The following is a 10,850-nucleotide window of genomic DNA, read 5'->3' as shown; positions in this document are numbered from 1 at the left end:
ATGCTTTTCATAATTTTAACATTTTGATTTTCCGTCTAAACAAGTTTGACTGATTTTAAAATATTTAGTTTTTTACATACTTACTACAGCTTTCCGCTTCAATGCCCTTCTCCGTTCAATTTCCCTTTCTGCTTCTTTACCAGAATTATTGTAATATGCAACTTTTTCCGGTACTGTCATATTTTTTGTCCGTTCATAATTCTGTTCTCTGATCTTATGAATATCTTCGATGGTAAAATCTGGGCTGATAACCAATGCTTCCATATCTACGCTTTCTGAAGTCTTGCTTCTTCAATCTCACGCTGAAATGCACGTCCTGCCTTATTATAATAATCCATCCGCTCCTTATCAGTCATATCTTTAGTCATTTCATAATTATGTTCTCTCAATTTATGAATGTCTTCAATCGTAAAATTCGGGCTTAAAATCGGTTTTTCCATAAACTATTCCTCACTTTCTAACAATACAGACGGATTCCAAATTTCAATCGGCTTATAGCCTTGCAAATTTGTAATTGACCTTACACCACGTATAGTCTTTATATTTACAATATGCTTAAAATTCCACGATATAATACAATCACAATCATTTACTACAGCAACTCCGATATGTTGGCAATCATCGAAACTTTTTTCCGTCAGTATCCGTGCAGTAATAATCTGCCTTGCAACTTCTAACGCTTCTGTTGTAATGTCAAACACATTATACTGAATCTGTTTCAAATAATTCCTTAATTCAGTTCGTTTAGGTTCCGGACAATCTGATATCTCCCTTAATGTTACTGCCGAAAGGCATACATCATATTTTCCATCCTTAAACATTTCCCATAACTGCCTTGTATCCGCCATCTTTTCAGGTACATCCTCCTGTAATAAATGGCTGATAACCGATGTATCTAAGTATACCTTTAATTTCCGCATAGAGCATCACTCCTTAAATCTGGTTTCATATGCCAACTCTGGTTTTAGATCAACTTTCCATTTAAATATTCTGCATACACATAGTATACATTAGATTTTGACATATTACAACTTTATCATTAATAACAGTCTGGCAGAATATTTTCCACCAAAATGTTATGAACTGCCTATACTTCAGACAGTCCACACAATCCGTTATTATCTTTCACTCTTCCCAACTAAACCAATCCACATATACAAGCCAGTCTCCACAATGGATTCCTTGCTAATTTCCGCTTGTGTTCTATTGTTGCCCTTTCCCTGCGCTTCATCCTGTCTATAATAGCAAGCTGTACATCCATTTCCATATATTCCACCATCTCACAGGGCGTTATTTGGCTGTAATAGGTTTTCTGCCGCCTGTCTATGATTTCTATTCCATCTGCACATTCAATTATCTTAAAATCAAAGTACATAATTTCCCCATCCTTTCTGTTTGATGAATGATTATCCCAGCGCATATCTGTTATGCATTATATTTCTGTTTCTGCCTTTGCTTATTCCGCTTATCTGCTTAAAATATTCCTCTAAACTGAATGAATATGCCCTGCTTTGCAGACAGACGATTTCCCCGTTCTTTCTAACTGTTGTCTGCGCAATTACAACATTGCTGTTCAATGAAAGATGATTCCTGATAATATTTTCCAATTCTTTCCGCAAATCAGCATATACAGTATTAACATAATGCTTAGAGCCTGTATCTCCTTTATTTACGAAAAAGATAATCCGGTATGAAAATCTATCCTCAACCATGTTATTTGCCGTACACCCACGGCTTATATCCTCAACAATATTTGATATCGTATACATTCCCTTCGCTCTCCTTTCATTCTGGGATGTCCATTTTCAGGACACCCCAAATTTTTCGCTATGCCGCCTTTTGAAGTTCCGTGAAATACTGCCCCATAAGTTCCACAAGGTAATCAATTTTTCCACGCACAACGCCTGCATCCCTTGTTGAGCGGTCTATTCCCAATTCGTTCCATGATTTTCCATCAATTACCGTTTTATTTCCACCGTTTACGAACCATTCTAGAAATTTTCCAAAATCAGAATCTTTACATCCTGATTCCGTGAATGCCTGAAATGCAGCAACAAAGATATGCGCATGTTTGCTTGTAAACAATTCCCTGGTTTCTGCTGTGTAATTGACTGCATCCGTCAATCTTACAAGCAGCTTATTAAGGCTTACAAAATCACTGATAGTCCCATTTTCATTTAACCACTTGAATCCCTGTTTGGTGTCTTTTCGGTACTGGTCAGGATAATTACAGAGCAGAACCATATCCCCTGCTACTCTTTCAAGTGTTCCGTTTTTCCTGTCATTTCGACTGCATGTATACACATCCAAAAAGAATCTATTTTCCGTGATATCCCTGATTTCCCTTGCAAAAGCGTCCACGTAGGTAAATGCCTTTTGTGCCTGGTTCATGGCTTTGTGGTTGTTGTATTTCCTGACAAGCTTAGAAATTTCCGTTGCCTCACAATCCTGGTGGATAGCGCATTCAATTTGATAGCTGTCAAATTTTTCCTTTAACTCATCCGGCAGTTGCGAATATGTCTTATTTCTTATGTCAAATTCGGCTATTTCCCAAATGATCTCACAATTTCCATCCCGTTTTGGGTTTCCATTTTCGTCTAAGGATTTCCGCTGGTATGTAACCATGTATTCATCAATATTCTTTGTGATTCTGGTATTGGCATAGCGGAATAAGGAAAGGCTTGAACTTCTCTGCAATCCATCAATAATCCACTGTTTTGTAATACCGTTTACTGTTTCCTCACCTAAAATAATAGGCGGGATATAACCATCTGTTAAAACTGTATAAAGAAGTTCGTTGACCATGTTCGCATTCCATTGCCCTGATAACCTCTGGCACTCCTGGTCGCTTCGGATTGTTTCTGACTGCATGAGTTTTAAATACTGGTCAAGACTGAATGTCTGCTTCCTGATTTTCATTTTAATTTCCCCCTAGAATAAAATTTTTATATTTTCATAGCTTCTCATTGTCTGCATATTGTCCGCATATTCCCTTTGGGATATTTCCAATAATCCCCGCACCTCATTCGGCTTATAGCCGTCAATTAAAAGATTTAAGATAGTTACCTGTAGATTGGATAATTTTGAAATGTACAACTGTACTTTATCCTGATACTGGCCGTTTTCCTGTGTCTTTGCCGCTTCCTCAAAGGTATCGAAATCGGATGCTATAAAATCTAACAGGCTGCACTCTTCTTCCTCCTGATTCACGGAATCCAAGGAAATAGATAACCTGTCAGCTCTGCGCTTTTCCCGGTTTCTCCTGGTGATCTCGGTCATAATCTTGTTTGAGAGACAGGAATATAGGAAACCATCAAATGATTGTGTATGATCATATCTTCTCATAGCTTGTACAAAAACTTCATTAGCTAAAGAATAAAAATCGTCCATATCCTTATTCGATAAACCGCCAAATTTGAATAATATCTTATCAACTACCTTGTGAAGTTTCCTGGCGTTGTCGGCATAATATGCATTGATGTATGGCTGTAATGCCGCTAATTTTCCCTTATCCATAGCCGTTTAAGCCCCTTTCTTTTTGGATTTTTAATGATTCATTAAATAGGGCGCATATGGAATTGAACCATATATTTTAGAACCATCCGCCCTTTGTCCAGTAAAACCTATTTGTTGATTTGCTTTGGCTTGTCTTTGTACTACTTGACAGATCCGCCCTTAAAATTGGTTTTCGGCTGTGCTAATACTGGCTTGCCTACCTTCTGTACTGTACCTTTTTTTGTTTCGACTGCAAATTCGATTGTTTGTGTCTGCATCTATGTTCACCTCCTGAATATTGACTCTGGGGGAATCCCCCAAAGCCATATGTTTTTTAGCTGACCCGTAAAACCGGATACACACTTACTTTACTTACTTTCTGGTAATCTTTCGCACTCAGCAGTTTCTTGACTTCTGCTTTGTCAACGGTTTCCCTCTCCATTTCGGAAAGTGTTGCTTTACAGATATTGCCGATATACTGCAAGATCTCTTTGCCCTTCTGGTTCGTGGTCTTGCACTCGTCTTCATTTTCTGTAAGGAATTTAATTGCTTTCATGTTCAAAGCCGTGATATTCGCTTCGGCTTCTTCCTTGATTCTCTTCCACTCCTGAATCTGCTCCATTGTCTCATTCATTTCTTTTACTGCTTCCATTGACATACACATATTAAATCCGTCCTTTCTTTTTCTGGCGGCTTATGGTATATTGGTTATGTGACCGCCGTGTGTGGTTGTTTAAGATTTTGCAGGGGTTTACTTGTCAGGGTTTTGCCCTTGCATTTCTTATTTTGTTTTACAACCCCTATACCACTTGCCTGACTATTGGTATTGCCCTGTCGCTCACTCACAGGTACGTGATATAGATTTATGGGTATTGTCAGCCCGGTTGCTATTTGGGGGACTGTATTACTACTATCCCGACTACCCTTGTTTGGGTAGTTTCGCCGGCTCTCACCGTTGCTCATCAGGGGATTTATTTCAAGTGGCTATCAATCTTTTTTTTCAGTTCTGGAAGCGTTTTTGCTGCGTCAAATACACCGTAGCTGTCTACTGGATAAGCCGTATAAATTATAGTATCTTTTTTAATCGTGCCATCTGGTTTCTCATCATAGGATTTTTCAATGTCAAATCCTTTATATGATTTTAATGATTTTACTGCCATATTGTTTACCTGCCTTTCGTTGTGGTTGTTTGTGGTGTTTTGTTTGACCTTGTAATGATATTGTACACTTAAATCACGTGTATGTCTATTGGAAATATACACAAATAAAAGGTGTATGTTTTGTGCATTTATGCACTTGTTTCGTGTGTATAATTATGATACAATAAAGCACTTGATTTAAGTGTACAAATGTGCTATTATGAATTAACTGGAAAAGGAGGTTTTTATGCTTAAATACAAAATAGATATATTGGAAAAATTAAAAGAAAACGGTTATACCACTTATAGACTACGAAAAGATAAAATAATAGGGGAATCCCAAATACAAAAAATAAGGAATGGAGAATTAGCAAGTAAAGAAACATTAAATACTATTTGTAGGCTCCTGCATTGTCAACCTGGAGATATATTAGAATATATAGAAGAAATAGAAAAATAGTAATTCCTAATTATACATATTTTATACACCTGTTTTGTATGTACATTATGCACTGAAAACAGGTGTATTTTTTGTGTAAAATATCAATATACATACACACAATATAGGTGTATAATAACCATATCAAATAAAACAAAACAACCCAAACAACAAACAAAAGTACCTTGACAATTCAATAGACTTTATACTCTGGATGTGATATACTTCTATTTAACAGATAGGGCAGTCATAAAAGGAGCGTGATATAATATGTCATTAACAAACGAAGATTTACAGGCGATTGCAGCATTGATGGATAACAAGTTAGAGCCTATAAATAGTAGGTTAGAAAAACTTGAATCAGAGGTATCAGGCTTAAGAACTGGGCAAGTTGCAATCAGAAAAGAATTAAGGGAAGTAAATCATAAAGTTTCAGATACTTACGAACTTGCTTTAGATGCATGGGGAAAGAGTACTGAAAATAGAACATGGCTTGAAGCATTACCCAAATAATACTTACATAAAAACATTATAAAATATATCACACCAAATAATTGAGTGTAAAGTCTATTGAATTATCAAGGGCTTTACACTTTTTTATTTAGGAGGAAAAAACAATGATTAAGAAAAATGTTACATTCTATCAGTACAAAATATTAAAAGTAATCTACCCAAACGTAAAAGTACTTAAAGCAAATGACAATACTGCAACAATCGTTATAAGCAAATAAGCCACAATAGCGGCTGTCTAAGTGAATCAGTAACACGCTGGCAGTTGAATCAATTAGTCGGCAGTGTGAAAAGTAACAAGAAGCTGTGAGGGCAAAATAAAATTTAGGAGGTTGTGGGATATGGGCAAATCAGTATATGAAATGGTAACAGAAAGAATTATTGAGCAGTTAGAACAAGGCGTTATCCCTTGGGAAAAGCCCTGGACAGGAATTAAAAGCGGAGCATACAACCGTGTAAGCAAGAAAAGCTATTCATTATTAAACCAAATGCTTTTGAAGTTTGATGGAGAATATGCAACCTACAAGCAATGGCAAGAATTAGGCGGTCATGTATGCAAAGGTGAGAAATCAGAAATAGTTGTATTTTGGAAGATTCAGCCTATTGAGGAAGTTAAGGAAGACGGCACAAAGAAAGTTAAGCAGATACCATTACTGAGATATTTCAATGTGTTTCATATTTCACAGGTGGAAGGTGTAGAGCCATTATCAAAGGATGCTTTAAACGACATAGAACCAATAGAAAAAGCTGACAATGTATTACATAACTACTGGACAAAAGAAAGCATAACGGTAGAACACACCGCAAGCAATAAGGCTTATTATTCACCAACACTTGATTTGATTCACCTGCCATTATTGGAACAATTCAAGAATGCCAATGATTATTACAGCACTGCATTTCATGAATCTGTACACAGCACAATGAAAAAAAGCCGTTGCAACCGTGCTGAGGATAGAAAAGGCAGACTTGTAGCCTTTGGCAGTAATGAATACAGCAAAGAAGAATTAGTTGCAGAGATTGGCAGTGTAAGCCTTATGAATATACTTGGTATCGAAACAAATAAGAGCTTTCGTAATAGCAACGCATATATTCAGAACTGGTTATCTGTATTAAAGAATGATGTAAAATTCATTGTATCGGCATCAAGCAAAGCGGAAAAGGCAGTTGATTATATACTTGGTGAAGCGTAAAAAAATGGGTGTAACCAATGCAAACGGCTACACCCTGGAATATAAGAAAGGAAGGTATAAAAGATATGATGACAATTAAAGAAGCTTACCAATGGATATGGAAAAACACAAATTTAATGCAAGATACAATGATGCTTGACTTTGAATGTCTGGCATATTGCGTAAAGCAAGGGATTTTAAAAGAAATAGATAAAGAACATTTTGAGACAATGCAAATTAAATATTAAACAAAGGAGATCAAAAGACTATGATAAAATCAATCAAAGCTATCGCAACTATCACAATTTTGGGAATCATGATGATACTGTCCTACTGGTTAGGAACTACTCAGACTGAGACAATCACTATAGAAAAAGAGGTTGAAAAGGTTGTGGAAGTTGTGCCAAACGGTTACATAGATATGTATTCAAGCGAATTTAAAGAAAACTATGTGGATATGAGGGAAGTTGTATATTTTGAAGTATTGGACAAAGGATTGCAGTTATATTTTGTGGATGGTTCTGGTTATTGGATGGAATATTGATATTGTTTATAAAAGACTATGGGTTTTGATGCTCATAGTCTTTTCTTTTGGTTAAAATTGTATCTGCATTAGCGATTATATAGGGCAAATACGGCTTTTTTGTTCGTAGGTGATAATTTATAGGGTAATGGATGGAAAGTGGCTAGAATCGGCTTATAATGCGTTGTGGTGTGTGGTGTTTTGTGTGTTTATATGGCATAAGATGCAGCAGGCGTAAAGGTGTACTAGGGTAGGTTTACATACTTTTTCGGAAACTTTAATGTGATAAAGCCCCTATCTATTGCTCTCACACAATACGCCCTAAATTTGATATCGAACGAACTATCCACAGAGGGTAGGGGGGTATGTTTCCGTTCGAAAATCAGAAAAGCCATATACAGGGTATACCCTATATAAAATATGCCATCTTAGTTTATACCATAATCAAATGCACATCTTAGGATTTCAGCATCAATATAATTACCTACCTTTTTATAACCTATTGCTATTCTGTCCAAAAATCTAATATACACCATTGATTAGAATGCAAATATAGGCATCCTCACCCAGGACACCATATAAGGGGAGGGGGTACTTTACAAATCCAGAATATAAATTCCAATATACAGGGTATACCCATATAGAAAATGCACCTTTAATAACACGAATATTCCAAAATACACGTTTAATTTACAGACATAATTATGATTGCTCTTTGCAACTTATCCCATATGATTATTCCATCTGAAATTTAAAGATACACCATTGATTATAAAGCAAGAATGAGCATCCACACAGATACAAGGATAAGGGTATGTTTCCGTTTCTATATATAAAATGCCATTATACCCTATACCTCATGCAAAAATAGTAAAAAAGTAGGGAAACGCCATAATCAGCGAATCCCTCACATCAAATCTTAACTAATTTATAGGTGTTATAGCCAATACATAAGAATTATCATCTGGCACCTCCGTAAATCGAATTCCATCTCTTCCATAAAAAAGTACTCCGTTCTTTTGAGCATCATCAAAAAGTTCCACTAAAAATTTTTGTGGAGAAGAATCTGTAAGTGAAGCTCCAATAACAGCATAAATTGCCAATATACTACTCTTGTCATTATTACTTCCTCTAATATACATACTTTCAACATATTCTTCTTTATTTTGAGAAATCATTATGTCCATTTTTTTATCTAAATCAATCATTACTGGTGTCGAAAATGCAACTCCACCATTTGGATTATCTGCTATTAGTGTGCCTATTGCATCCACTTCCGCATCTACATTTAGATCTACATTGTTTAAATACTCATCAAAATATTTTATAAACTCCACTGCACCAAAATTAAAATGATCTCCCTCAACTTTCGGTTTTTTCTTTTCAAACTTATTTGAGTTCAATATTTCATTACATCTCTCACATATTTCATATGTATAGCTAACATCTGTGAGCGTGGCCTTCGTTGCCATACTCCATCTTCCATTATGCCCTAACGGTTCTCCATCGGTCTTTTTACATCTTGAACAAGTTTTCGCTTCTGTACAGGTTGCTTCTTTCCAATTGTGCTCTATTGGTTCCCCTTGTTCCATACCACATCTTTTGCAGGTTTCAACTTTTTCACATTCACGTAACCATTGGTGATTCAACGCATTACCTTCCGTTTTTCTACATATCTTGCAAGTTTTTGGCTCAATGCATGTTGCATCTGCATATATATGTACCTGAGTATAAACTACTAAAAATACAACTATTAATATTACACAGGGAATGAAAAGCAACAACTTATGTTTTCCTTTAAGACGTTTATTTTTACCGTCACTATCTATAGTCTGTTTCACTGTATCTATCTGTAATACATTATCTATATTTTTATCACAGCATTTACACATCCTATTCCTTATACTACCAATATTATAACCACATTCACTGCATATATCAGTAGATGCAGTAATTTGATTACCACATTTTGGACATTTTTCTAAAATTCCATTACAATTTTTGCAAACTACATCTTCTAATTTACCAATATTTTTCCCGCAATTCTTACATATTCTTTCTCCATTTAACTCTTCTCCACATAGCGGACATTTAATAAAAGCCATATATTTTCTCTCCCTCATATGAAATTTGTTTATATTATATTCGTTTTTAAGAAAATATTCAAGTAAAGGAATATATTTGATTGTGTACTCAATATGTTTATTATTACTGTTACCATTCCACATATGGTTTCACTTCATACCTTACCAGCGCATCATATACTTTCTTTGGCACCTTATTCTTATATTTATCAGCCATAATCAGTATGTCAGCCTGTTTATGCCTTTTATATTCCTCAAATGCTTCCTCCGGCGTATCCCAATAAGACAACCGGATCACTTCATCATGCCCGTATGGTCTTATCTCTCCATAATACATCTTCATTCTGCTGTCATACCTTACGCCGAGCGGCAGGTCATTCCTTGCATTTTGGGACTTTGACCTATGTTTCTTGCAGTTTGACAGCATAGTGTTCAATGTCTGCGGCAGAATGCAGCACTTATCAGGCGCATATTCTTTATTGCCTGGAAACAGCAGATCCTTATCTGCAGCCATGGATTCACCGTCACACTCATAATATTCTGCACTCCACCATTCAGCAAAAGAATCTTTATCATATCTCCATAAATCACACATGAATGAACCATCATATACATCATCTCTTTTGTAACATCTGATATAAATGCCGTTCCAGATTGAATATGCCGTATTGGATTTCAGTGTGATATATGGTACATATACTTGTTGTCTTCCTAATTCTTCTACATACACAATCCCACGCTCTAAATCCATATATTCTTCATTATTCACCCAGATAAGATTCCTGTAATAGCAATTATTCTTATCTCTGTCTATGTGCCATATTTTCTTATAATTATTTGGATTTTCAAGGAAATGCTCTGCCACTAATTTATCTGTATAGGTTTCAATCTTCTTTTCTATTCCGCTGAGCGTATAATGTGCATATCCTGTTTTATGCATACGGAAATTTCCATGCAGATTATTTACTAATCTCCCATGGTTACTGATCCAGTAATTGTTTGTACCATTCACTAATACAAATATTTCATCATTGGCAATTAATTCTATACCGGATTTCTTTATATCTAATACCCTTTTGTCTGCTATGGATAAATACTCTCTAAATTCTTTTCTCTGTTCTGCTTTCTTTTTGTAACTCATTTTAGTTCTGATACTTCCTTTCGATATGATAATAGATAGCATTCGTTTAGATACGAACGCTAAAAAGAGCATCCAGAAATGGACACCCTGATATTTATGTAATTATGAAATTTTAGGTTTTCACCTTTACTGGCGATTATTCAAATCCGTGTAGTTGTGATATAACCACTCGTAATTTTGGTATGATTGGTTTAAATAGTGATCTTTTCAAAATAGGATACACTGATTTTCCTCCACTTGTGGGGGAATGATAGAATTTCAGATATATAAAGTATACTTGTGAGTTGTAAGTTATCAATAAAAAAATAACCCTTCCATATGGTTTTATGGTATCCTATAAGTTGCCA

The 10,850-nt window shown here is 35.5% G+C and carries 16 protein-coding genes; 5 read left to right on the top strand and 11 right to left on the bottom strand.

What is annotated here, in order from left to right:
• Positions 1–72: 72 nt before the first annotated feature.
• The 9 genes from D7Y06_RS21630 to D7Y06_RS21595 all read right to left on the bottom strand — a co-directional run bounded on the left by D7Y06_RS21630 (position 73) and on the right by D7Y06_RS21595 (position 4,655).
• Entirely contained in the window at positions 73–264 is a 192-nt protein-coding gene (locus D7Y06_RS21630) for a hypothetical protein (protein ID WP_120409680.1), read from the bottom strand.
• Positions 265–266: 2 nt separating this feature from the next.
• Complete coding sequence (locus D7Y06_RS26645; protein WP_199714819.1) at positions 267–440, bottom strand: hypothetical protein; 174 nt, start codon at positions 438–440, stop codon at positions 267–269.
• Between the two features lie 3 nt (positions 441–443).
• Positions 444–920 (bottom strand): type II toxin-antitoxin system VapC family toxin, encoded by a 477-nt coding sequence (locus D7Y06_RS21625; protein WP_120409679.1) that lies wholly within the window; start codon positions 918–920, stop codon positions 444–446.
• A gap of 218 nt (positions 921–1,138) precedes the next feature.
• On the bottom strand, positions 1,139–1,375 hold the full coding sequence (locus D7Y06_RS21620) for a hypothetical protein (protein WP_120409678.1): 237 nt from the start codon (positions 1,373–1,375) through the stop codon (positions 1,139–1,141).
• Between the two features lie 31 nt (positions 1,376–1,406).
• Entirely contained in the window at positions 1,407–1,769 is a 363-nt protein-coding gene (locus tag D7Y06_RS21615; RefSeq protein ID WP_120409677.1) for a hypothetical protein, read from the bottom strand.
• A 58-nt stretch (positions 1,770–1,827) separates the two neighbouring features.
• Positions 1,828–2,919 carry a DUF262 domain-containing protein gene (locus D7Y06_RS21610; RefSeq protein ID WP_120409676.1) on the bottom strand — a complete coding sequence of 364 codons (1,092 nt, stop codon included), beginning with the start codon at positions 2,917–2,919 and terminating at the stop codon, positions 1,828–1,830.
• 12 nt (positions 2,920–2,931) lie between these two features.
• Complete coding sequence (locus tag D7Y06_RS21605; protein WP_120409675.1) at positions 2,932–3,516, bottom strand: sigma factor; 585 nt, start codon at positions 3,514–3,516, stop codon at positions 2,932–2,934.
• Positions 3,517–3,829: 313 nt separating this feature from the next.
• Entirely contained in the window at positions 3,830–4,153 is a 324-nt protein-coding gene (locus D7Y06_RS21600) for a hypothetical protein (RefSeq protein WP_158591458.1), read from the bottom strand.
• 313 nt (positions 4,154–4,466) lie between these two features.
• Complete coding sequence (locus D7Y06_RS21595; RefSeq protein WP_120409673.1) at positions 4,467–4,655, bottom strand: hypothetical protein; 189 nt, start codon at positions 4,653–4,655, stop codon at positions 4,467–4,469.
• A 226-nt stretch (positions 4,656–4,881) separates the two neighbouring features.
• Here D7Y06_RS21595 and D7Y06_RS21590 point away from each other — a divergent pair, with 226 nt between their 5' ends.
• The 5 genes from D7Y06_RS21590 to D7Y06_RS21570 all read left to right on the top strand — a co-directional run bounded on the left by D7Y06_RS21590 (position 4,882) and on the right by D7Y06_RS21570 (position 7,299).
• Entirely contained in the window at positions 4,882–5,094 is a 213-nt protein-coding gene (locus tag D7Y06_RS21590; protein WP_120409672.1) for a helix-turn-helix domain-containing protein, read from the top strand.
• A 249-nt stretch (positions 5,095–5,343) separates the two neighbouring features.
• Positions 5,344–5,586: a hypothetical protein gene (locus D7Y06_RS21585; protein ID WP_120409671.1), complete on the top strand. Its 243-nt coding sequence runs from the start codon at positions 5,344–5,346 to the stop codon at positions 5,584–5,586.
• Between the two features lie 338 nt (positions 5,587–5,924).
• Positions 5,925–6,776, top strand: a complete 852-nt coding sequence (locus tag D7Y06_RS21580; protein ID WP_120409670.1) for an ArdC family protein — start codon at positions 5,925–5,927, stop codon at positions 6,774–6,776.
• Between the two features lie 65 nt (positions 6,777–6,841).
• Positions 6,842–7,003, top strand: coding sequence for a hypothetical protein (locus D7Y06_RS26160; RefSeq protein WP_158591457.1), 162 nt, complete (start codon positions 6,842–6,844; stop codon positions 7,001–7,003).
• Positions 7,004–7,023: 20 nt separating this feature from the next.
• A complete protein-coding gene (locus D7Y06_RS21570; protein WP_120409668.1) occupies positions 7,024–7,299 on the top strand; it encodes a hypothetical protein in 276 nt (91 codons plus the stop codon).
• 902 nt (positions 7,300–8,201) lie between these two features.
• Here the strand turns inward: D7Y06_RS21570 and D7Y06_RS21565 are convergent.
• Positions 8,202–9,383 (bottom strand): hypothetical protein, encoded by a 1,182-nt coding sequence (locus D7Y06_RS21565; RefSeq protein WP_147415738.1) that lies wholly within the window; start codon positions 9,381–9,383, stop codon positions 8,202–8,204.
• 109 nt (positions 9,384–9,492) lie between these two features.
• Positions 9,493–10,503, bottom strand: a complete 1,011-nt coding sequence (locus D7Y06_RS21560; RefSeq protein ID WP_120409666.1) for a hypothetical protein — start codon at positions 10,501–10,503, stop codon at positions 9,493–9,495.
• Positions 10,504–10,850: the final 347 nt, after the last annotated feature.

Source organism: Roseburia sp. 1XD42-69 (genome assembly GCF_003612565.1).
Classification (GTDB): Bacteria; Bacillota; Clostridia; order Lachnospirales; family Lachnospiraceae; genus Roseburia_B.
This window is presented reverse-complemented; position numbering and strand designations above follow the sequence as displayed.

What these genes read in the sequence shown, in the direction of transcription:
- D7Y06_RS21630 (WP_120409680.1), bottom strand. Translation starts at nt 264, where the DNA reads ATGGAAGCATTGGTTATCAGCCCAGATTTTACCATCGAAGATATTCAT.
- D7Y06_RS26645 (WP_199714819.1), bottom strand. Translation starts at nt 440, where the DNA reads ATGGAAAAACCGATTTTAAGCCCGAATTTTACGATTGAAGACATTCAT.
- D7Y06_RS21625 (WP_120409679.1), bottom strand. Translation starts at nt 920, where the DNA reads ATGCGGAAATTAAAGGTATACTTAGATACATCGGTTATCAGCCATTTA.
- D7Y06_RS21620 (WP_120409678.1), bottom strand. Translation starts at nt 1,375, where the DNA reads ATGTACTTTGATTTTAAGATAATTGAATGTGCAGATGGAATAGAAATC.
- D7Y06_RS21615 (WP_120409677.1), bottom strand. Translation starts at nt 1,769, where the DNA reads ATGTATACGATATCAAATATTGTTGAGGATATAAGCCGTGGGTGTACG.
- D7Y06_RS21610 (WP_120409676.1), bottom strand. Translation starts at nt 2,919, where the DNA reads ATGAAAATCAGGAAGCAGACATTCAGTCTTGACCAGTATTTAAAACTC.
- D7Y06_RS21605 (WP_120409675.1), bottom strand. Translation starts at nt 3,516, where the DNA reads ATGGATAAGGGAAAATTAGCGGCATTACAGCCATACATCAATGCATAT.
- D7Y06_RS21600 (WP_158591458.1), bottom strand. Translation starts at nt 4,153, where the DNA reads ATGTCAATGGAAGCAGTAAAAGAAATGAATGAGACAATGGAGCAGATT.
- D7Y06_RS21595 (WP_120409673.1), bottom strand. Translation starts at nt 4,655, where the DNA reads ATGGCAGTAAAATCATTAAAATCATATAAAGGATTTGACATTGAAAAA.
- D7Y06_RS21590 (WP_120409672.1), top strand. Translation starts at nt 4,882, where the DNA reads ATGCTTAAATACAAAATAGATATATTGGAAAAATTAAAAGAAAACGGT.
- D7Y06_RS21585 (WP_120409671.1), top strand. Translation starts at nt 5,344, where the DNA reads ATGTCATTAACAAACGAAGATTTACAGGCGATTGCAGCATTGATGGAT.
- D7Y06_RS21580 (WP_120409670.1), top strand. Translation starts at nt 5,925, where the DNA reads ATGGGCAAATCAGTATATGAAATGGTAACAGAAAGAATTATTGAGCAG.
- D7Y06_RS26160 (WP_158591457.1), top strand. Translation starts at nt 6,842, where the DNA reads ATGATGACAATTAAAGAAGCTTACCAATGGATATGGAAAAACACAAAT.
- D7Y06_RS21570 (WP_120409668.1), top strand. Translation starts at nt 7,024, where the DNA reads ATGATAAAATCAATCAAAGCTATCGCAACTATCACAATTTTGGGAATC.
- D7Y06_RS21565 (WP_147415738.1), bottom strand. Translation starts at nt 9,383, where the DNA reads ATGGCTTTTATTAAATGTCCGCTATGTGGAGAAGAGTTAAATGGAGAA.
- D7Y06_RS21560 (WP_120409666.1), bottom strand. Translation starts at nt 10,503, where the DNA reads ATGAGTTACAAAAAGAAAGCAGAACAGAGAAAAGAATTTAGAGAGTAT.